Here is a 19,196-nt window from a genome sequence, read left to right on the forward strand (position 1 = left end):
CTTGAGCACTGATTTGCGGCTGTAGATGTAAATTCACGTGATCCGAATACATCCCGCTGGGATGCTCTGGACCTTCTGCGGACGACGGGCGGCACGCGCCGAACGGCGCAACCGGACGAACGTACGGCGGATCTCAGGGAACGCTCAGCCGGCGGGCCGTACCGTGTGCCGCATGAGATCACCCGTCGCGCGGGTCCGGCGCGCTCTGGCCGGCCGTCCGCGCCGGATCGTCGCCGCCGTGCTGGTGGTCGCCCTGGTCGCCGCCGCGCTGGTCTGGGCGGTCCGCCCGCAGGGTACGGACTTCCGGACCGAGTCGGCGCTGCTGACCGTGCGGTCCGGGCCGGACGGGACCGAGCCGGTCGACCTGGACACCACGCTCTACCTGCCGGACGACGCCTCCGACGCCAACCGGGTGCCGGCGGTGCTGCTGGCGCACGGCTTCGGCGGCACCAAGGAGTCGGTCCGCCCGGACGCGGAGGACCTGGTCGCCCGGGGCTACGCGGTGCTCACCTGGACCGCCCGCGGCTTCGGCCGCTCCGGCGGCCAGATCCACCTGGACAGCCCCGACTACGAGATACGCGACGCGCAGCGCCTGCTGAACTGGCTCGCCGGCCGCCCCGAGGTCCGCCTCGACGCGGCCGGTGACCCGCGCGTCGGCGTGGTCGGCGGCTCGTACGGCGGCGGCCTGGCGCTGCTGCTGGCCGCGCAGGACAAGCGGGTCGACGCGATCGTCCCGATGATCACCTGGAACGACCTGTCCCGGGCGTTCCTGCCGGAGAGCACCGGCAAGCCGCCCACCGAGGGCGTGTTCAAGAAGGGCTGGGCCGGCATCTTCTTCGGCGGCGGCGGCAACGCCGGCTCCGGGCCGGCCGGGCTGTCCGGCGCGACCGCCGCCGTGCCGGAGGGCGCGCCCGCCTCGGCCGGGCCGGCGAGTCCCCAGCCGGGCGCGGGGCCGGGCAGCGGTTCCGGCCGGGCGCCGGGCGGCGCGGCCGACCCGTCCTGCGGCCGGTTCGCCGAGGACGTCTGCGCCGCGTACCTGCGGATCGCCACCACCGGCCGGGCCGACGACGCCGCGGTGGAACTGCTGCGCCGCTCCTCGCCGGCCGGCGTGCTGGACCGGATCAAGGCGCCCACGCTGCTGGTGCAGGGCGAGGCGGACACGTTGTTCCCGCTCACCGAGGCGGACGCCAACGCGCGCGGCATCGCCGCCGCCGGCACGCCGGTGCGGGTCGCCTGGTTCACCGGCGGCCACGACGGCGGCGCCGGCCCGACGTCCGACTCCGACCGGGTGAAGTTCCTGACCGCGCAGTGGCTCGACCACTACGTCAAGGGCGAGGGGGCGGCACCCGGCGACACGTTCACGTTCTCCCGGATCGCCGGCTTCGACGCGCTGGACCGGGGCCTGGTGGCCACCGGCTACCGCACCGACGACTACCCGGGCGTGAGAGGGCAGGAGCGTCGCGAGGTGACGCTGACCGGGCCGGCCCAGCCGGTCGCCGTACCGCCGAACGGCAACCCGGCGGCGATCTCCGCGGTGCCGTTCGCCGGCGCGCTCGGCTCGCTGCTGGACGGCGTGGCCGGCGACATCCCCGGCCAGCATGCCCGCTTCGAGTCCGCGCCGCTGGACGACCCGGTCGACGTGGTGGGCGCGCCGAACGTGCGGATCCGGGTCGCCTCGCGGACCGGCGAGGCGGTGCTCTTCGTCAAGCTCTACGACGTCGACCCGCAGGGCGCGTCGACGCTGCCGGACGGCTTGGTCGCGCCGGTGCGGCTGACCGGCCTGCCGGCCACGCTCGACGCCGCCGCGCCGGTCACCGTCACGCTGCCGGCGATCGTCCGGCGGATCGAGGCCGGGCACCGGCTGCGGCTCGTGGTGGCGACGTCGGACCAGGCGTACGCCACGCCGGCCGAGCCGGCGGTGCACACCGTGGCGCTCGGCGACGGCCCGCTGGTGCTGCCCACCGTCGACGCCACGCCGATCCCCACCTCGGCCGCGATCTGGCGCTGGGTGTTGGCCGGCCTGCTCGCCGCGATCGCGGTCGGGCTCGTCGTGGTCGTGCTGCTCGCCCGCCGCCGGCACCGCCGCCAGGACCGCTCCATCCACCCGGAGTACGCGGGCGTCCCGCTCGCCGTGCGCAACCTGCGCAAGGAGTACGCGGACGGCTTCGTCGCCGTCTCCGACGTGGACTTCGAGGTGCACCCCGGGCAGGTGGTCGGCCTGCTCGGGCCGAACGGCGCCGGCAAGACCACCACGCTGCGGGTGCTGATGGGGCTGACCCAGCCCACCGCCGGCGAGATCTACGTGTTCGGGCACCGGCTGGTGCCAGGCTCGCCGGTGCTCTCCCGGATCGGCGCGCTGGTCGAGGGGCCGGGCTTCCTGCCGCACCTGTCCGGGCTGGACAACCTCAAGGCGTACTGGCGGGCCACCGGACGGCCCTGGGCGGACGCGCACTTCGACGAGGCGTTGGAGATCGCCGGCCTGGGCGCGTCGGTGCACCGGCGGACGAAGAAGTACAGCCACGGCATGCGGCAGCGGCTCGCCATCGCGCAGGCCATGCTCGGCCTGCCCGAACTGCTGGTGCTCGACGAGCCGACGGACGGGCTGGACCCGCCGCAGATCGCCGAGATGCGCCGGGTGCTCCAGCGCTACGCCACCGACGGCCGGGCGGTGCTGGTCTCCAGTCACCTGCTGGCCGAGGTGGAGCAGACCTGCACGCACGCGGTGGTGGTGAACAAGGGCCGGATCGTGGCGTCCGGCCCGGTCGAGGACATCGTCGGCGAGTCGCCGAGCGTGCTGTTCGAGGTGAGCGACCCGGACGCGGCGCGGACCGTGCTGGAGCGGCTGGACGGCGTACGGGTGCTGCCGGACGACGACGGCGGGCTGGTGGTGGACACCAACGGCACCGCCCGCCGCGAGGTGGTGGCCGAACTGGTCCGGGCCGGCATCGGGGTGGACCGGGTGGTGCCCCGGCGCCGCCTGGAGGACGCGTTCCTCGCCCTGGTCGGCGAGAACTCTCGGGGAAGCGGTGACCGGTGATGGTGGACTCTTCGGTGGCGTCGAAGGGCAGTGGCGGCGCGGCGGGCGGCTACCGGCCGTCGGCCACGATGCCGTTCGGGGCGGAGTTCCGGCGGCAGGCGTCGCGGCGGCGTACCCAGTTGGCGCTGGGGTTCATGGTGCTGCTGCCGCTGATCATCCTGGTGGCGTTCCAGTTCGACTCCGGGAACGACGACGGCGGCGGGCGCGGCGAGTTCGCCAGCCTGGCCGACCTGGCCACCTCGGGCGGGCTCAACTTCACCCTGTTCTCGATCCTGGTGTCGGCGTCGTTCCTGCTGGTCGTGGTGGTGGCGCTGTTCTGCGGGGACACGGTGGCCAGCGAGGCGAGCTGGGGGAGCCTGCGCTACCTGCTGGCCGTGCCGGTGCCCCGGGCCCGGCTGCTGGCGGTGAAGCTGGTGGTCGCGCTCGCGTACTCCGGGTTGGCGTTGGTGTTGTTGGCCGGCACCGCGCTGCTCGCCGGCACGCTGCGCTACGGCTGGAAGCCGCTGAGCAGCCAGGTCTCCGCGGAGCTGGCCCCGGCCGACGGGCTGCTGCGGCTGGTCGGCGTGCTCGGCTACCTGGCGGTGGTGCTGCTGGTGGTGGCCGGCCTGGCGTTCCTGCTCTCGGTGACCACGGACGCGGCGCTCGGCGCGGTCGGCGGGGCGGTGCTGCTCTGGATCCTGTCCAGCATCCTCGACCAGATCACCGCGCTGGGCGGGCTGCGCAACCTGCTGCCGACCCACTACAGCAGCGCCTGGCTGGGGCTGCTGTCGTCGCCGATGCAGACCGACGACGTGGTCAAGGGCGCGATCTCGGCGATCGTCTACGCCACGCTGTTCTGGGGGCTGGCGTTCTGGCGCTTCACCCGCAAGGACATCACGAGCTGAGGGCCGTCACTCCGGCGGCCAGAACGTCCCGTCGCCGAGCTGGCGGAAGCGTTCGGCGAAGGTGTCGCTGTCCTGGAACACCACCTCGATGTGCGGCCGGTGCTCGGGCAGGAGCTGGAACAGCAGCGTGATCACGTTCTGGTTGGTGGGGCTGACGAAGGCGGCGAGCTTCAGGTCGAGGCCGGGCGCGAGCATCGGGCGGGACTCCTCGATGAAGTACTTGACGGCGCGCTGGGTGGCGAAGACGAAGACCACCAGCTCGTCGCGTGCGGGCAGGCCGAACGGCTGGTCGACGCCCTCGCCGGTCACCCAGGGGACCAGGAAGACGCGCTGTTGGCGGCCGAGTGTCTCCGCCGCGTCGGCGGGCCGGGCGACGAACGCGGCGAGCAGGTCCAGGTCCGGGTGTTGGACGTCGAGCGTCCGGGCCAGGTCGAGGAACCGCTCGGTCTCCGACCGGATGACGGCCGCGGTCGCCTCGTGCGTGAACGCCTCGGCCAGGCGGTCGAAGACGTTGAGCCCCCGCTCCTCCGGGAGCACGCTGTGCCGCATCGCCCGCATGTGCCCCACCTCGAACGCGGTGAACTGCTCGTTCATCCGGGCGTGCATCGCCAGCAGGGCGGCCTGCATCTCCTCGACGGCCTGCGGGTCGGCGCCCCGTACGGGGCGACCGCCGGACGCCAGGTGCACCGACAGAAAGTCGATCATCACGTTGAGGCGGACGCTGTGCGCCACGGCGTTGAATGCGTCGATCGCCTCCCGCCCGAGCCGGGCCCCGTAGCGGGCGACCATGACGCAACTGTTCATGAACTGCATCAGGCCGAACATCAGCAGGATCTCGCCGGCGAGCTGGTCGGCGCGGAACGCGTCGGGCGTGCCGTCGCGCTGGAGCACGCGGGCGGTGGCCGTGTACAGCACCTGCGCCGAGAACATGTCGGCGTGGAGTTCCTCCCGGAGCACCCCGTGGTCCAGCGAGTCGGGCCGCGATCTGCGGCGACGCGACTCCCGGACGTCGTCGTGGCGGTCGGCGGCGAACAACCCGCGGGTCACCTCGTCGATGAGCCAGTCGAGGTGCTCCGCGGCGTCGGCCGGCTCCGGCCGCCCCGGCGGGTGGGTGACGGCGTGGACATGGCCGAGTTCGTGCAGCAGCGGGTAGAACCACACGGACATGTAGGGGTGGCCGACCGGCGCGCGTTCGAGATCCCTGAGCGTCACCGGCGCGTAGTAGGTCGTGCTGGCCGGCAGCGACTCCACCAGCAGGTGACAGGCCAGGCCCGGGTCGCCGTACCGGAGGGCCAGCTCGGCGATGATGCGCAGGCTGACCTGCTCGGCCACCTCCGCCATCAGCTCGGGAGACAGGTGGCGGGCGGTCACGATCTCCCGCAGGTGCCCGATCATCTCCAGGTACCGCGTGTTGAACAGCACGACCGACGGGTCCAGGCCCGGCAGGGAGAACATCTCCGGCACGCCGCCGTCGACCCAGTACACCGCGTACGGGTGGCCGATCACCTCGTCCACCACGTCCAGCACCACGTTCATCGGGCTGTGACCGTCGCGCTCGTGCCGCCACGTCCGGACGGCGGCTCCCACCTGCGACCGGACGACGTGGTCGAGGGCGGTGTCGTCAAGCATCCGGTGGTCGGTCCGCCGCGTCGTCGCCCGCCGGCAGCTCCGTCGCGGCCCGGAACTGGCGCAACAGCTCCTCGATGTCCGCCGGGCCCGGGTTGTCGACGGCGAAGGTGCGCTCGGCCAGGTTCACCTCGACCCGACCGACGCGGAACTCTTTGACCAGCTCCGCCAGGGCGCGGAGGATGTCCGGCGCCATCTTCAGCGCCACCCCGGCGACCACCATCCACGACGTGACGGCGGCCCCGTCGAGGTTGCGCCGCCCGGACGCCTGCGCCGCGACCCCCCGCGCCGTCAGTGTGTCGACCAGCGGCTGTGCGGCCTCCTCGGCGCACACCGCCACCAACGTGACCCGCTCCGATCCCACCGGCCACCTCCCGAAAGGTCCACTGGGGAGCAATGAGCACGCTAATGCACCGCCGCCACACTCCGACCGGTCCGAGGTCTTCCTGTCGGCTACCCGACTTCCATATCATGGGAGCGTTCCCACGAGATTGTCCCGCCAGCAAGGAATTTATTACCTTCAATGTTTATGCCGGCCATCCTGGACGTCGTCCCACACCCGTCCCAGGAGGTTTCCCATGGTCCCGGCGCAGTTGAACGGTCCCGTGCTCTCCCTGTTCCGCATCGTCGTCGGCTTTCTCTTCCTGCTCCACGGCGCGGCGTCGATCTTCGGAATACTCGGCGGCAACCCGGCCACCGGCGGCGCGGTTCCCGCCGGCACCTGGCCCGGCTGGTGGGCCGCGCTGATCCAGCTCGTCTGCGGCGTGCTCGTGCTCGTCGGCCTGGTCACCCGGCCCGCCGCGCTGCTCGCCTCCGGCTCGATGGCGTACGCGTACTTCGTGGTGCACCAGCCGCACGGCCTGCTGCCGATGAAGAACGGCGGCGAACTGGCCGCGCTCTTCTGCTGGTCGTTCCTGCTGGTCGCGGTGCTCGGCCCGGGCACCTGGGCGCTCGACGCCCTGATCTCCCGCCGCCGCACCCCCGCCGACCCCGCCGACGCCGCCCCGGCGACCCGCCGCGCGTCCGTCCCGGCCTGACCCGCCGCGCGTCCCAGATCTTGGTACGGGAGCGCCCCTCCGAGGGCGGTTCCGTACCAAGATCCGTCAGCGGCAGCGGCCGGAATGGGCGACGGGGAGCAGGCAGCGTCGGGAGCGGGGGAGCGGGGCGTCGCACCAGACCCGGGTACGCACCGACTGCCGGTCCTCCTCGGACAGCGTGGTCTCGCCGAAGTCGATGGCGAGCACGTGACCGAGCGAGCGGCGCAACGCCATGGACAGCGCAGCGGCCTCGTCCACGCTGGTCAGCGTGGTGGGCAGGTGGATGATCCAGTGCGGCTCGGTCACCGTGGTCGACCCCCGTCGGTCAACCCCTCGGTGTACGACGAAAGCGCCGCCGCGGCCGACGTCAGGCTCTTCGCCATCAGGGCGAGGCGTTCGGCGCCGTCCTGCCACTGCCGAACGGTCGTCCCGGTGACCGGGTCGTCGGTCCGGCCGGCGTCGGAGAGCTGCTGCCCGGCAGCGGTGATCCGGGCCGGGAGCCGCCCGATCCGATCGGCCGCCGTGCCCAACCGGTCCCGCACATCGTCGAGCGCCTCGACCAGCCCGCCGATGGTGGCGGTCTCCCGGTGGCCGGCGGCGACGCGCAGCCGACGTATCCCGTCGCTGACCTGGAACTCCGCGTCCCCGGCCAGGTCGAGGGCGTCCTCGCCGCTGCGCCGGGCCAGCTTGATCGCCGGATGGGCGCAGCCCGCGCCGACGCGCTCCAGCAGCACGGTGGCGGCGGCCACCCCGAGGTACGCCTCCCGCAGCTCACCGGTGACCTGCTCGACCGCCCAGATCGCGCTCGCGGCGGGCACCTCCGAACTCGTCTCCGCATCCGTCACACCACGTCTCCTTCGCCTGGCAGGGTGCCGGGACAGCGCGAATTCCGGTGGAGATCCGCGCCGCCCCGGCCGGGGGATCGACCAGTGCCTAGCTGGGCGCTCCCGTGGGCAGCTTTACCGATAATGCTGGTAAAGTCAACGATGCGCTTGAGGTTTCTCCGGGCCTCGTGATCAGATGGGCATGCCTAGCTGGGAGTACCCGCATGTCCACACCGCGCCGGTTCGAACCGCACTACCGCAGGATCATCGCCGACATCAGGCGGCGCATCGCCGATGGCGAGTGGCCGCCCGGACACAAGCTGCCCTCCACCAAGGAGTTGGCTGACCTGTATGAGGTGGGCAGTCAGTCGACCGTGCGGCAGGCCATCACGATCCTGATCGAGACCGGAGAGTTGTACGGCCACCAGGGCCTGGGTGTGTTCGTGCCGGACGCTGCCGAGTGACGGGCTGACCGGCTACAGCGGATTGTCCGGCGTCTCGACCGGGGAGGGCGGGGCGCTCGGCGTGACCGGTTCCGTGGTCGGGTCGGCGTCGCGGCGCTTCCAGGCGCTGACCCCGAGCCGGCCGGTGTTGCCGAGGTCGATCGTCCCGTCCATCGCCACCGCGTACGCCGGCCTGCCGGCCACCGGCGCGACGTCGAGCTGAGCGCCCTCGGTGGCCTCCACGGTCGGATCGGTGAACGTGTTGCGCCAGAGCAGCGCGGCGCCGGCCCGTTCGCCGGGGCGCAGCACGAGCCCTGTGGGTGGGGCGTCGAAGCCGGAGGTGATCCCCGTCGCGCCCGGGATGATCGTGACCTTGATCGGGTCCCCGTCGGCGTCCCGCAGGCTGACCGCCGGGTAGCCGCGCAGCGCGTACGGCTGGGTTCCGCAGTTGACCAGGTCCAGGCCCATGGCCCGCAACCCCATCGCGGCGCTCACCCCGAGTTCGGTGATCCGGATGCCCTCCGGTGCGCAGGCCACCGAGGGGGACGGCGCGACCTCGGCGCCCGGCCGCCCGGGCAGCGGCTCGACCCGGGACGGCATCGCGGTACAGCCCGCCAGCAGCGCAACCCCCGCGAGCCCCCCGACCCGGCCAACCACCCGTCGCATCCGGCGATCATCCCACCCCACCGCCCGCCCCGTGGCCCACCACCTCCCGGCGATCATGAAGTTGACCGCGGGCACCGTCCGATTTGTCGCCGCCAACTTCATGATCGACCGAGGTCAGGGGTGGGAGGCGGGGTCGGTGGGGCGGCCCAATGCGTGAGACCCGGGGTGGCGGGGCGGTGGGCGGCGCATAGAATCGGCGGCACAACTGCATACCTCATCCAGAGGGGCTGAGGGATACGGCCCGACGACGCCCCGGCAACCACCCGCACGCTCGACGCCGAGCGCCCTGCGGGCAGGTGCCAATTCCGTCCCCGCCGCACCCGGCGATGCGGGGAAAGATGAGAGGAATTTCCTCGACATGACGTCGACGCTCTCCGCCGTCCCCGGCATCGACACCTCCCGCAGCCCGGCCCGCGCCCTGGTCTGTCGCGCCTGTTCCGCGCGCTACCCGCTGGCCGCCCAGCACGCCTGCTACGAGTGTTTCGGCCCGCTGGAGGTCGACTACGACACCGCCGCCCTGGCCGCCGTCACCCGGGAGCAGATCGAGGCCGGCCCGAACAGCATCTGGCGCTACGCCGCCCTGCTCCCGGCCGGTCAGGACCCGGCCACCCGGGTCACCCTCGACCCGGGGCTCACCCCGCTGGTCGCCGCCGGTCACCTCGCCGCCGAGCTGGGCATCACCGCGCCGCTGTGGGTGAAGGACGACAGCGCCAACCCCACCCACTCGTTCAAGGACCGGGTGGTGTCGGTGGCGCTGACCGCCGCCCGGGCGCTCGGCTTCACCCGCTACGCCTGCGCGTCCACCGGCAACCTGGCCAACTCGGTCGCCGCGCACGCGGCCCGTGCCGGTGTGCCGTCGGTGGTCTTCATCCCCAGCGACCTGGAGCAGGGCAAGGTGGTCACCACCGCCGTCTACGGCGGTGACCTGGTCGCCATCGACGGCTCGTACGACGACGTGAACCGGCTCTGCGGCGAGCTGGTGGAGACCGACGAGTTCGAGGACACCGCGTTCGTCAACGTGAACGTGCGGCCCTTCTACGCCGAGGGCTCCAAGACGCTCGGCTACGAGGTGGCCGAGCAGCTCGGCTGGCGGATCCCGGCCCAGGTGGTGATCCCGATGGCCAGCGGCGAGCTGCTCACCAAGATCGACAAGGCGTTCACCGAGCTGGTGGAGATCGGCCTGGTCGAGGCGCCGGCCGGCGGCTGGAAGGTGTTCGGCGCGCAGTCCGCCGGCTGCAACCCGATCGCCACCGCGCTGCACGACGACCGCGACACCATCGTCCCGGTCAAGCCGACCGGCATCGCCAAGTCGCTCAACATCGGCGACCCGGCCGCCGGCCTCTACGCCCTGGAGGCGGTCCGCCGCACCGGCGGCTGGATGGAGTACGCCGACGACGACGAGATCCGCGCCGGGATCACACTGCTGGCGCGGACCACCGGCGTGTTCGCCGAGACGGCCGGCGGCGTGACGGTGGCGGTGCTGCGCAAGCTGATCGAGTCGGGCCGGCTGGACCCGACCGCCGAGACGGTGATCTTCAACACCGGCGAGGGCCTCAAGACGCTTGACGCGGTGGCCGCCGCCTCCGGCCCCACTCACCGCATCAAGCCCAGCCTCCGCGCCGCCCGCGACGCCGGCCTCCTGGGCTAACCCGCCCCGCCCCGCCCTCGAGAGGGTGATCAAGGAGTTTGTGTCGGTGCGCAGTGCTGCCCCGACGCAAACTCCTTGATCAACTCGCGGGTCGGCGGGGTGAAGGGCCGGTGGGGGGTGGCTCGCCCGGGAGGGGGATCGCGGGCGACCAGCGGTGACGGGGGATGTGCGGCGCGTGTCGGAAAACTGTCACCGCAGGACTTGACGGCAGGAACCGGACGGCGCAAGATGCTCGGTGCGGGAGGGCATTCGCCGGAGACTTTTCAAAGTTTTGCGACCCAACGCCGGAGGCGTTGTGCGAACGTCCCTCCCGACCAACGTAGGACAGGGCCAGTGGAAAACCGCTGGCCCTGTCGCTTTTTCCGGGGCAGGCTCGCCGCCATGGGCCTGACCGTCACCCCGCTGGACGCAGCCGACCTGCCGACGCTCGACGCGGCGTACCGGATCGCGGAAGCGGCCCGCGCCGTCGACGAGCCGGACCTGCCGCCGACCTGCCGGCGGCGGTTCGAGGCGCTGCTGCGGCACCCGATGCCCGGCATCGACGGGCGGTGGCTCGTCGCCCGCCTCGACGGCGAGCCGGTCGGCTGGCTCCGGCTCCACCTGCACACGCTGGAGAACACCGAGAACGCCAGCGCCGAGCTGGTGGTCGATCCGATCCACCGGCGTCGCGGGATCGGGCGCGCGCTGCACGAACACGGCGTGCGCCTGCTCCGGGAGCACGGCGGCAAGCGGCTGGTCGGCTCCACCGCCGCCGCGCTGCCCGGCGCGGAAGGGCCGGTGTTCCCCGGCGCGGCGTTCGCCGCCGCCGTAGGGGCGAAGCCGGCGAACGCCGACGTGCGCCGCCGGCTCGACGTGACCGCGCTCGACCGGCCCCGGCTGGCCGCGCTGCTGGCCGACGCCCGCGCGGCGGCCACCGGCTACCGCACCGTGCACTGGCGTGACCACACGCCCGACGAGTACGTCGCGGACACCGCGCACCTGGAGGGCCGGCTGCTGCTCGACGCGCCGATGGGGGAGCTGGCGTGGGAGCAGCAGAAGATGGACGCGCAGCGGAAGCGGGGCGTGGAGCGGGCGCTCGACGCCCGGGGCGTGCGCCGCTACAACACCGGCGCGGTGCACGAGGCGTCCGGCCGGCTGGTCGGCTGGAGCCAGCTCAGCCTGGAGGCGAGCAGCACCGAGCACGCCTGGCAGCAGATCACCATCGTCGACCCCGGCCACCGCGGCCACCGGCTCGGCCTGCTCTGCAAGGTCGCCAACCTGGCGTACGCGCTGGGCCACGAGCCGGCGCTGCGGACGGTCGACACCTGGAACGCCGCCGCCAACGATCACATGATCGCGATCAACGAGCAGCTCGGCTTCCGTCCGGTCGCCGGCTCGGTCGACTGGCAGTTGACGATCTGAGTTGTGACACGCCCCTACTGATCTGGTGCCTTCCTGTTGCATGATGGCGGGCATGACGGAGACCCCGCACCCCCTGTACGCCAGGCACGCCGAGACCCTCGACCGGGCGCTGACCGCCATCACGGAGCGCGGGTACTGGTCCGCCTATCCCGAGTCGCCCAGCCCTCGGGTGTACGGCGAGACCGCCGCCGCCGACGGTAAGGCCGCCTTCGAGGCGTACCTGGGCGGCGACTTCCCGCTCGACCAGGCGAGCGACGGCACCACCGTGGCCACCGAGGCCAGCCCGTTCGGCGTGGCGCTGGACGTCCGCTACCCGCACGCCGGCGCGGACGAGCTGGTGGCCGCCGCCACCGCCGCGCTGCCGGCCTGGCGCGACGCCGGCCCGAAGGCCCGCGCGGGCGTCTGCCTGGAGATCCTCGACCGGCTGCACAAGAACGTGTTCGAGCTGGCCAACGCCGTGCAGTTCACCAGCGGCCAGGCGTTCGTGATGGCGTTCCAGGCCGGCGGCGCGCACGCGCTGGACCGCGCGCTGGAGGCGGTCGCCTACGCGTACGCCGAGATGAGCCGCCACCCGGGAACGGCCGGCTGGGAGAAGGCCGCCGGCAAGGGCGACCCGCTGCGGATGACCAAGACGTTCCACGTGGTGCCGCGCGGGGTGGCGCTGGTCATCGGCTGCAACACGTTCCCGACCTGGAACTCGTACCCCGGGTTCTTCGCGTCGCTGGTCACCGGCAACCCGGTGGTCGTGAAGCCGCACCCGCGCGCCGTGCTGCCGCTGGCGATCACCGTCAAGTACGCCCGCCAGGTGCTCGCCGAGGCCGGCTTCGACCCGAACCTGGTGCAGCTCGCCCCCGAGGCGGACGGCGAGAAGCTCGCCTCGACGCTGGCCCTGCACCCGGCCGTGAAGATCGTCGACTTCACCGGCTCCACCGAGTACGGCGACTGGCTGGAGGCGAACGCCCGGCAGGCCGCCGTCTACACCGAGAAGGCCGGCCTGAACACGGTGGTGATCGACTCCACCGACGACTTCGCCGGGCTCTGCCGCAACCTGGGCTTCACGCTCACGCTCTACAGCGGCCAGATGTGCACCACCTCGCAGAACCTGCTCATCCCGCGCGACGGCATCGAGACCGACCAGGGGCACAAGAGCTTCGACGAGGTGGCCGCCGGGATCGCCGGCGCGGTCGCCAAGCTCACCGCCGACCCGGCCCGGGGCGTGGAGCTGACCGGCGCGATCGTCAACGACGGGGTGCTGGAGCGCCTCGACGAGGTCACCAAGGTCGGCGAGCCGGTGCTGGAGTCCCGCACCGTCGAGCACCCGTCCTTCCCGGGCGCCGTGGTGCGTACGCCGACCGTGGTCAAGCTGGACGCCGGCGACACCGCGACGTACGCGCGGGAGTGGTTCGGGCCGATCTCGTTCGCCATCGCGACCGACTCGACCGCGCACAGCCTGCGCATCCTGCGCGAGACGGTGGGGGAGAAGGGCGCGCTGACCGCGGCCGTCTACTCCACCGACGAGGCCGTGCTGGACGCGGCCGAGGCGGCGGCGATCGACGCCGGCGTGCACCTGTCCTGCAACCTGACCGGTGGCGTGTTCGTCAACCAGTCGGCGGCGTTCTCCGACTTCCACGGCTCCGGCGCAAACGCGGCGGCCAACTCCGCCCTCACCGACGGCGCCTACGTGGCCAACCGCTTCCGAGTCGTCCAGTCACGCCGCCACGCATGAAAGGCGGGGCCCCTTCTTAACGCATTCGGTAGAGGAGGGGCCCCCTCTTAGCACCGCCCGTCAGGCGGGGCGGCGCATCTGAAGTTCGCGTAGGGCGGGCAGCCGGGGGTGCGGGACGCGTACCCCGGTGTCGGTGAAGCCCAACTTGCGGTAGGCCCGGCAGGCGCGGTCGTTGCCGACCACCACCTCCATCATCAACTCGGGCCGCCCGCAGGCCCGGGACCAGGCCGCCACCGCGTCCACCAACCCGGCCAGCAGCCCGGTGCCCCGGCGAGCCGGGGTCACGTAGACCGCGTAGACGAGCGTCAGGCCCGGCTCGTCCGGGGCGGCGATGCCACCGGCGTGACCGACCAGGCGGGCGTCCGCCTCGGCGACGAACTGGGCGATCTGGTCGCCGCGCGAGACCGTCGCCACCCGGGCCGCGAAGTCCGCGTGCGGGCGGGCGGCGGCCTCGGCCACCGTCTCCAGGAAAGCCAGCGGACTGTCGGCCAGCATCTCCAACCGGAGCGCCCGCATCCGGGCGGCGTCCTCCGGACGGATCCGCCGGACCGTGGGCGGGACGGGCGCGCTGGTCATGCCGCATACATACCGGACCGGGTCGGAGCAGGCGCGTCCGGGTGCCGTGTCGCGCCCGGAATATGCCCGATTTGTGGTCGTGCGCGGTCGTCACTCCTCGTGTAGCGTGCGATTTCGGTCACCGATTCAGCGGCCCTCGCCGATCGCCGAAAACCGGTGCGCCGCCGGTGCCGGTCCGCCGGTCTCCGGGTGTTGGACGCCGCGCAGAGTGAGGAAGTGCACCGTGGCACAGGGCACCGTGAAGTGGTTCAACTCCGAAAAGGGCTACGGCTTCATCGCCGTCGACGGCGGTCAGGACGTCTTCGTCCACTTCTCCGCGATCGAGATGGACGGCTACAAGGCTCTGGACGACGGCCAGCGGGTCGAGTTCGAGATCGCCCAGGGCCAGAAGGGTCCGCAGGCCGAGCACGTCCGCGTCATCGCCTGATCGCTACCGGCCGTCGCCCACGGCCGAACCACCCCGACCGGGGCTGCGATGCCGCCCCGCACCGTGGAAGATCATGAGCCGTTCCAGCCGTTGCCGCTGAGGAGGGCCCATGTCCGACCTGCCCCCGTCGGGTTCCACCGAGCCGGTGCCCCCGGCCGACCCGGCCCGGCCCACGCCGCCCGCCGGGCCGGTGCCGGAGCAGTCGGGTCCGCCCGGGTCGCAACTGCCCGCGGGGCCGGTGCCGGACCAGTCCGGGCCGCAGCCGCCCGCTGCCGGCCAGCCGCCCGCCGGGCCGGTGCCGGAGCAGTCCGGGCCGTCCGGGCCGCAACTGCCCGCCGCCGGTCAGGCGCCCGCCGGTCAGACGCCCGTCGATCCGTGGGCCGACCTGACCACCGCCGATCCGCCGTACTCCGCCCCGCCGGCCGGCTGGCCCCACTCGGCCCCGCCGGCCGGCTGGCCCGCGCCGGAGCCCGCGCCGCCCGGTTGGCCGGCCGCGCCGGACGTCCCGTCGGGCTGGTCCGCGCCGGGCTCCGACCCGGGGGTGCCGAACCCGCCCGGTACCCCGCCGCCCGGCTGGCCCGCCGCGTCGGCTCTCCCGCCGGGCGGGTCCGCGCCGGGCTCCACGCCACCCGCCGGCTGGCCCGGGCCCGCCGCCGGGCCGGCGCACCCGGGCCAGCCGATGCCCGGCGTGCCGTATCCGGGCCAGCCGATGCCGGGCGTGCCGTTCCCGGGTCAGCCGATGCCGGGTGCGGGGTATCCGGGCCAGCCGATGCCGGGCGTGCCGTATCCGGGTCAGCCGATGCCGGGCGCGGTCTACCCCGGGCCGCCGATGCCGGGCGCCACGTATCCGGGGCACCCGGTGTCCGGGGGTTGGTACCCCGGTCTCGATCCGCAGGACCCGCTGGTCACCCCGCCGTACGCGGGCGTCGGGGGATGGTTCGCGCGGTGCGCCGGCGCGGTGCGGCGGGGGTGGCGGCACCTCCTGCCGATCATGCTGCTCACCCAGGGCGTCCCGGCGGCGGTGATCTCCGTACTCTCGCTCTTCCTGGTTCCCGCCGACGAGATGGCGACCGGCCCGGACGGCGCGCTGGTGCTGCCGGACGGCTACCTGGAGCACGTCTTCGTGTTCTACGGCGCGGTCCTGTTCGCCGCGTTGGTCTTCGGTCCGCTCCAGGCGCTCGGCTGGGGTGCGGGCACCTGGGTGGTCGCCCGGCAGGCGGCCGGCGAGCCGGCCGGCCTGGGCGGGGCGCTCCGGTACGGCGCGCGGCGCGCGCTCGGCCTCTGGGGCTGGACGATCGTCGTCTCGCTGCTGATCACGGTCGGCGCCTGTCTCTGCCTGCTGCCCGGCATCTACGCCGGGTTCGCGGTCGCGTTGTTCGGGCCGGTCTACCTGTTCGAGCGGCAGGAGCCGATCGGACGGGCCTGGCGGATGTTCCACAACCGCTTCGGCATGGTGCTGGGTCGGGTGGCGCTGGTGGCGTGCGCGCTGGTCGCGGCTGCCGTGCTGGACGCCGTGGTGGGTGCGGTGAGCGGCGCGGCGTTCGGCACCGATCCGATGTCCGGGCTGGGCACCGCGGTCGGGGCGGTGACGTTGGCCGTGGTGGGTGCCGCGTTGGCCGCGCCGGCCTATCTCGCGCAGCTCGTCGGGCTGGTCGTCGCGTACGCCGAGCAGCGGGCCCACGAAGGCCCGGTGAACGCGGCCCGGCTGGCTGCGGAACTCGGCTGAGCGGTGCGGTCGTGCTTGCACTCGGCTAGGGAGAGTGCTAAACAAGTCATTGGCACTCGCGTACGGTGAGTGCCAATGGTCGGGGCGGTAGGGCCACGGCCGCGCCGGTGCCTCAGGGGTGCCGGAGCGGAACGGGGCCGGTCGTCGCGGGCTGTCCGGCCCGACCGAGGAGGACGTCGTCGTCGCCAGGTGGCGACGTCCCCAAGGTGCGTACACCAGACGGCCCATCCGGGCATCCCGGGTGGCCCGTGAGTGTCCAGGAGGACAACGCCGTATGGCCAAGATGATCGCGTTCGACGAAGAGGCGCGCCGCGGCCTCGAGCGGGGCATGAACCAGCTCGCCGACGCCGTGAAGGTGACGCTCGGACCCAAGGGCCGCAACGTCGTGCTCGAGAAGAAGTGGGGTGCCCCCACCATCACCAACGATGGTGTGAGCATCGCCAAGGAGATCGAGCTCGAGGACCCGTACGAGAAGATCGGCGCCGAGCTGGTCAAGGAGGTCGCGAAGAAGACCGACGACGTCGCCGGTGACGGCACGACGACGGCGACCGTCCTGGCCCAGGCTCTGGTCCGCGAGGGCCTGCGCAACGTGGCCGCCGGTGCCAACCCGATGGCCCTGAAGCGGGGCATCGAGGCCGCCGTCTCCAGCGTCTCGGAGGAGCTGCTCAAGCTCGCCAAGGACGTGGAGACCAAGGAGCAGATCGCCTCCACCGCCTCCATCTCCGCCGCCGACCCCAGCGTTGGCGAGATCATCGCCGAGGCGATGGACAAGGTGGGCAAGGAAGGCGTCATCACCGTCGAGGAGAGCAACACCTTCGGCCTGGAGCTTGAGCTCACCGAGGGCATGCGCTTCGACAAGGGCTACATCTCCGCCTACTTCATGACCGACCCGGAGCGTATGGAGGCCGTCTTCGACGACCCGTACATCCTGATCGTCAACAGCAAGATCTCGTCGGTGAAGGACCTGCTCCCGATCCTGGAGAAGGTCATGCAGTCGGGCAAGCCGCTGCTGATCATCGCCGAGGACCTGGAGGGCGAGGCCCTCGCCACGCTGGTCGTCAACAAGGTCCGGGGCACCTTCAAGTCGGTCGCCGTCAAGGCGCCGGGCTTCGGTGACCGCCGCAAGGCCATGCTGACCGACATCGCCATCCTCACCGGTGGCCAGGTCATCAGCGAGGAGGTCGGCCTCAAGCTGGACGCCGTCAACCTCGACATGCTGGGCCGCGCCCGCAAGGTCGTGGTGACCAAGGACGAGACCACCGTGGTCGACGGCGCCGGTGACGCCGAGCAGATCCAGGGCCGGGTGAACCAGATCCGGGCCGAGATCGACAAGAGCGACTCCGACTACGACCGGGAGAAGCTGCAGGAGCGTCTGGCCAAGCTGGCCGGCGGTGTTGCGGTGATCAAGGTCGGCGCGGCCACCGAGGTCGAGCTGAAGGAGCGCAAGCACCGCATCGAGGACGCCGTCCGCAACGCGAAGGCCGCCGTCGAGGAGGGCATCGTCCCGGGTGGTGGCGTCGCGCTGGTGCAGGCCGGCAAGACCGCCTTCGACAAGCTGGACCTGGCCGGCGACGAGGCGACCGGCGCGCAGATCGTCAAGATCGCGCTGGACGCCCCGCTGCGGCAGATCGCCGTCAACGCCGGCCTCGAGGGTGGCGTCGTCGTCGAGCGGGTCCGCAACCTCGACCCGGGTCACGGCCTCAACGCCGCGACCGGCGAGTACGTCGACCTGCTGGCCGCCGGCATCATCGACCCGGCCAAGGTGACCCGTTCCGCGCTGCAGAACGCCGCCTCGATCGCCGCGCTGTTCCTCACCACCGAGGCCGTCGTGGCGGACAAGCCGGAGAAGACCCCGGCCGCCCCGGCTGGCCCGGGTGGCGGGGAGATGGACTTCTGAGTCCAGCTCCACCCAGTACGCCGACAGGGGGCGGGCCGCGTCAGCGGTCCGCCCCCTTCCGCGTCCGCGTCAGGTGGGCAGCGGGCGCTGGTTGCGTCGCTTGTGCGCCCGGTCGTACGGCGGCAGCAGCCGCCTCGGCTCGTCCACCGGTTGCCGGGGCTCCTCCACGGCCGGCTGGTCCGCCGCGTCCTGCTCGGCGTCGCCCACGTCGAGCCGCTCGGTGGGCAGTTCGCCGCTCGGGCGTCGGCCCGTCGCCGGGTCGTCGGTCCGTTCGTTCTCGGTGGTCATAACGGGCCTCCTCTGCCCCTCGAACGGTAGGGGCCGGCCGGCAGGCGCGGAGGGCGAACGGCGTTATGCCCCGTTGATGGCCTTCCGGTAGAGAAAGAAGACGCGCTCGATCCGGGCCCCGACCGCGTTCGAGTAGAACGGCACCGGGCCGACCCAGCCGATCTGCGCCTCGGTGATCCCGGCCGCCGCCTGGTCGCGGAGGCAGCGGCGCAGCAACACCCCACCGATCCCGGAACCCTCGACCGCCGGGGCGGTGCCCATCGGCCCGAACCAGCTCGGCCGCGCCGACCCGTACGCGGCGAAGCCGAGGATCTCGCCGTCCCGCTCGGCCAGGTGGGTGCCGGCGTCCGGGCGGCCCACCGAACCGGCCAGCTCACCGTCCCAGACGCCGCCGAACGTGGCGCGGGCGAACGCTTCAAGCGCCGGCAGGTCCGTGGGTACGGCCCGGCGTACCGTCACGCCCCGCTCGGCCAGCCGCCGCTCGGTGGCCTCGGTGGGGCGCAGCGCGGCCGACCCCTCGGTCAGCGTGGCGGTCATGTTCCAGGCGGTCCGGTCCTGGCGGTAGCCGAGCCGCAACGCGGCGCAGACCGCCGGCGTGTAGCGGACGTCGATGCCCGGCCACGCGTAGTGCGGCGGGTTGCCGGCGAGCAGCACCTCGGACGCGCCGAGCGCGGCCAGCCGGGCCTCCGCGCCGGCCAGCAGCGCCGCGCCGATCCCCTGGCGTCGGTGCGCCGGGGCCACCGCGACCAGGTCGACGTGACCGAGCCGCGGATCGGTCGCCGACCGGGACCCGACCAGCACGCCGACCAGCGTGCCGTCGCGGACCGCGCCGAGCCGCAGCACCGGCCGGTCGGCCGCCGCCCGCTCCGCGAGCGTGGCCACCACGGCCGGCGCCTCGGCCGCGTCCTCCGGCAGGTCCAGCGACCGCCGGCAGAGCGCGACGACCTCGGGGAGGCGGTCCGGACCCAGCTCGATGATCTCCACGTCCAT

18 protein-coding genes and 1 riboswitch are annotated in these 19,196 nt (G+C 73.0%); of the genes, 10 read left to right on the forward strand and 8 right to left on the reverse strand.

Annotated elements, in window-relative coordinates; all coding sequences use genetic code 11:
- Nucleotides 1-172 precede the first annotated feature (172 nt).
- Nucleotides 173-3,037, forward strand: coding sequence for an alpha/beta fold hydrolase (locus ACLQ2W_RS24235; protein WP_425788871.1), 2,865 nt, complete (start codon nt 173-175; stop codon nt 3,035-3,037).
- Nucleotides 3,037-3,921: an ABC transporter permease gene (locus ACLQ2W_RS24240; RefSeq protein WP_425788873.1), complete on the forward strand. Its 885-nt coding sequence runs from the start codon at nt 3,037-3,039 to the stop codon at nt 3,919-3,921. The genes ACLQ2W_RS24235 and ACLQ2W_RS24240 overlap by 1 nt, the downstream gene beginning before the upstream one ends.
- 6 nt (nt 3,922-3,927) lie before the next feature.
- Here the strand turns inward: ACLQ2W_RS24240 and ACLQ2W_RS24245 are convergent, their stop codons facing one another.
- On the reverse strand, nt 3,928-5,550 hold the full coding sequence (locus ACLQ2W_RS24245) for a hypothetical protein (RefSeq protein WP_425788875.1): 1,623 nt from the start codon (nt 5,548-5,550) through the stop codon (nt 3,928-3,930).
- Nucleotides 5,543-5,911, reverse strand: a complete 369-nt coding sequence (locus ACLQ2W_RS24250; protein WP_425788877.1) for a hypothetical protein — start codon at nt 5,909-5,911, stop codon at nt 5,543-5,545. Before ACLQ2W_RS24250 ends, ACLQ2W_RS24245 begins: the two co-directional genes overlap by 8 nt.
- A gap of 214 nt (nt 5,912-6,125) precedes the next feature.
- Here ACLQ2W_RS24250 and ACLQ2W_RS24255 point away from each other — a divergent pair, with 214 nt between their 5' ends.
- Nucleotides 6,126-6,584: a DoxX family protein gene (locus ACLQ2W_RS24255; RefSeq protein WP_425788879.1), complete on the forward strand. Its 459-nt coding sequence runs from the start codon at nt 6,126-6,128 to the stop codon at nt 6,582-6,584.
- Nucleotides 6,585-6,650: 66 nt separating this feature from the next.
- Here the strand turns inward: ACLQ2W_RS24255 and ACLQ2W_RS24260 are convergent, their stop codons facing one another.
- Nucleotides 6,651-6,890 carry a hypothetical protein gene (locus ACLQ2W_RS24260; protein WP_343444792.1) on the reverse strand — a complete coding sequence of 80 codons (240 nt, stop codon included), beginning with the start codon at nt 6,888-6,890 and terminating at the stop codon, nt 6,651-6,653.
- On the reverse strand, nt 6,887-7,429 hold the full coding sequence (locus ACLQ2W_RS24265) for a hypothetical protein (protein ID WP_425788881.1): 543 nt from the start codon (nt 7,427-7,429) through the stop codon (nt 6,887-6,889). Before ACLQ2W_RS24265 ends, ACLQ2W_RS24260 begins: the two co-directional genes overlap by 4 nt.
- Before the next feature lie 203 nt (nt 7,430-7,632).
- On the opposite strand from ACLQ2W_RS24265, the gene ACLQ2W_RS24270 reads away from it, so the two are divergent.
- Nucleotides 7,633-7,872: a winged helix-turn-helix domain-containing protein gene (locus tag ACLQ2W_RS24270; RefSeq protein ID WP_281938467.1), complete on the forward strand. Its 240-nt coding sequence runs from the start codon at nt 7,633-7,635 to the stop codon at nt 7,870-7,872.
- A gap of 12 nt (nt 7,873-7,884) precedes the next feature.
- On the opposite strand, the gene ACLQ2W_RS24275 is transcribed toward ACLQ2W_RS24270, so the two are convergent.
- Complete coding sequence (locus tag ACLQ2W_RS24275) at nt 7,885-8,517, reverse strand: DUF4232 domain-containing protein (RefSeq protein ID WP_425788883.1); 633 nt, start codon at nt 8,515-8,517, stop codon at nt 7,885-7,887.
- Between the two features lie 211 nt (nt 8,518-8,728).
- A riboswitch (SAM riboswitch) is annotated at nt 8,729-8,862 on the forward strand.
- Nucleotides 8,863-8,875: 13 nt separating this feature from the next.
- Between ACLQ2W_RS24275 and thrC the strand changes: the two genes are divergently transcribed.
- The 3 genes from thrC (at nt 8,876) to paaN (ending at nt 13,292) form a co-directional block, all read left to right on the forward strand.
- Nucleotides 8,876-10,165: a threonine synthase gene (gene thrC, locus ACLQ2W_RS24280; protein WP_405091422.1), complete on the forward strand. Its 1,290-nt coding sequence runs from the start codon at nt 8,876-8,878 to the stop codon at nt 10,163-10,165.
- A gap of 381 nt (nt 10,166-10,546) precedes the next feature.
- On the forward strand, nt 10,547-11,566 hold the full coding sequence (locus ACLQ2W_RS24285) for a GNAT family N-acetyltransferase (protein ID WP_425788885.1): 1,020 nt from the start codon (nt 10,547-10,549) through the stop codon (nt 11,564-11,566).
- Between the two features lie 52 nt (nt 11,567-11,618).
- Entirely contained in the window at nt 11,619-13,292 is a 1,674-nt protein-coding gene (paaN, locus tag ACLQ2W_RS24290) for a phenylacetic acid degradation protein PaaN (protein WP_425788887.1), read from the forward strand.
- 60 nt (nt 13,293-13,352) lie between these two features.
- Here paaN and ACLQ2W_RS24295 read toward each other — a convergent pair whose 3' ends face one another.
- Nucleotides 13,353-13,868 carry a GNAT family N-acetyltransferase gene (locus tag ACLQ2W_RS24295; RefSeq protein WP_425788889.1) on the reverse strand — a complete coding sequence of 172 codons (516 nt, stop codon included), beginning with the start codon at nt 13,866-13,868 and terminating at the stop codon, nt 13,353-13,355.
- Between the two features lie 223 nt (nt 13,869-14,091).
- On the opposite strand from ACLQ2W_RS24295, the gene ACLQ2W_RS24300 reads away from it, so the two are divergent.
- The 3 genes from ACLQ2W_RS24300 to groL all read left to right on the forward strand — a co-directional run bounded on the left by ACLQ2W_RS24300 (nt 14,092) and on the right by groL (nt 17,918).
- On the forward strand, nt 14,092-14,295 hold the full coding sequence (locus tag ACLQ2W_RS24300; protein ID WP_107161326.1) for a cold-shock protein: 204 nt from the start codon (nt 14,092-14,094) through the stop codon (nt 14,293-14,295).
- Between the two features lie 109 nt (nt 14,296-14,404).
- On the forward strand, nt 14,405-16,021 hold the full coding sequence (locus ACLQ2W_RS24305) for a hypothetical protein (protein ID WP_425788892.1): 1,617 nt from the start codon (nt 14,405-14,407) through the stop codon (nt 16,019-16,021).
- A 274-nt stretch (nt 16,022-16,295) separates the two neighbouring features.
- Complete coding sequence (gene groL / locus ACLQ2W_RS24310) at nt 16,296-17,918, forward strand: chaperonin GroEL (RefSeq protein WP_107161321.1); 1,623 nt, start codon at nt 16,296-16,298, stop codon at nt 17,916-17,918.
- Between the two features lie 69 nt (nt 17,919-17,987).
- Here groL and ACLQ2W_RS24315 read toward each other — a convergent pair whose 3' ends face one another.
- Both ACLQ2W_RS24315 and ACLQ2W_RS24320 read right to left on the reverse strand, forming a co-directional pair.
- Complete coding sequence (locus ACLQ2W_RS24315) at nt 17,988-18,206, reverse strand: hypothetical protein (protein ID WP_281938453.1); 219 nt, start codon at nt 18,204-18,206, stop codon at nt 17,988-17,990.
- A 63-nt stretch (nt 18,207-18,269) separates the two neighbouring features.
- Nucleotides 18,270-19,196 carry a GNAT family N-acetyltransferase gene (locus tag ACLQ2W_RS24320; protein WP_425788894.1) on the reverse strand — a complete coding sequence of 309 codons (927 nt, stop codon included), beginning with the start codon at nt 19,194-19,196 and terminating at the stop codon, nt 18,270-18,272.

It is taken from the genome of Micromonospora sp. DT227 (assembly GCF_049841835.1).
Taxonomy (GTDB): domain Bacteria; phylum Actinomycetota; class Actinomycetes; order Mycobacteriales; family Micromonosporaceae; genus Micromonospora.

Excerpts from the sequence above, each read along its gene's own strand:
- ACLQ2W_RS24235 (WP_425788871.1), top strand. The coding sequence starts at position 173 with ATGAGATCACCCGTCGCGCGGGTCCGGCGCGCTCTGGCCGGCCGTCCG.
- ACLQ2W_RS24240 (WP_425788873.1), top strand. The coding sequence starts at position 3,037 with ATGGTGGACTCTTCGGTGGCGTCGAAGGGCAGTGGCGGCGCGGCGGGC.
- ACLQ2W_RS24245 (WP_425788875.1), bottom strand. The coding sequence starts at position 5,550 with ATGCTTGACGACACCGCCCTCGACCACGTCGTCCGGTCGCAGGTGGGA.
- ACLQ2W_RS24255 (WP_425788879.1), top strand. The coding sequence starts at position 6,126 with ATGGTCCCGGCGCAGTTGAACGGTCCCGTGCTCTCCCTGTTCCGCATC.
- ACLQ2W_RS24270 (WP_281938467.1), top strand. The coding sequence starts at position 7,633 with ATGTCCACACCGCGCCGGTTCGAACCGCACTACCGCAGGATCATCGCC.
- ACLQ2W_RS24275 (WP_425788883.1), bottom strand. The coding sequence starts at position 8,517 with ATGCGACGGGTGGTTGGCCGGGTCGGGGGGCTCGCGGGGGTTGCGCTG.
- thrC (WP_405091422.1), top strand. The coding sequence starts at position 8,876 with ATGACGTCGACGCTCTCCGCCGTCCCCGGCATCGACACCTCCCGCAGC.
- ACLQ2W_RS24285 (WP_425788885.1), top strand. The coding sequence starts at position 10,547 with ATGGGCCTGACCGTCACCCCGCTGGACGCAGCCGACCTGCCGACGCTC.
- paaN (WP_425788887.1), top strand. The coding sequence starts at position 11,619 with ATGACGGAGACCCCGCACCCCCTGTACGCCAGGCACGCCGAGACCCTC.
- ACLQ2W_RS24295 (WP_425788889.1), bottom strand. The coding sequence starts at position 13,868 with ATGACCAGCGCGCCCGTCCCGCCCACGGTCCGGCGGATCCGTCCGGAG.
- ACLQ2W_RS24305 (WP_425788892.1), top strand. The coding sequence starts at position 14,405 with ATGTCCGACCTGCCCCCGTCGGGTTCCACCGAGCCGGTGCCCCCGGCC.
- groL (WP_107161321.1), top strand. The coding sequence starts at position 16,296 with ATGGCCAAGATGATCGCGTTCGACGAAGAGGCGCGCCGCGGCCTCGAG.
- ACLQ2W_RS24315 (WP_281938453.1), bottom strand. The coding sequence starts at position 18,206 with ATGACCACCGAGAACGAACGGACCGACGACCCGGCGACGGGCCGACGC.
- ACLQ2W_RS24320 (WP_425788894.1), bottom strand. The coding sequence starts at position 19,196 with ATGGACGTGGAGATCATCGAGCTGGGTCCGGACCGCCTCCCCGAGGTC.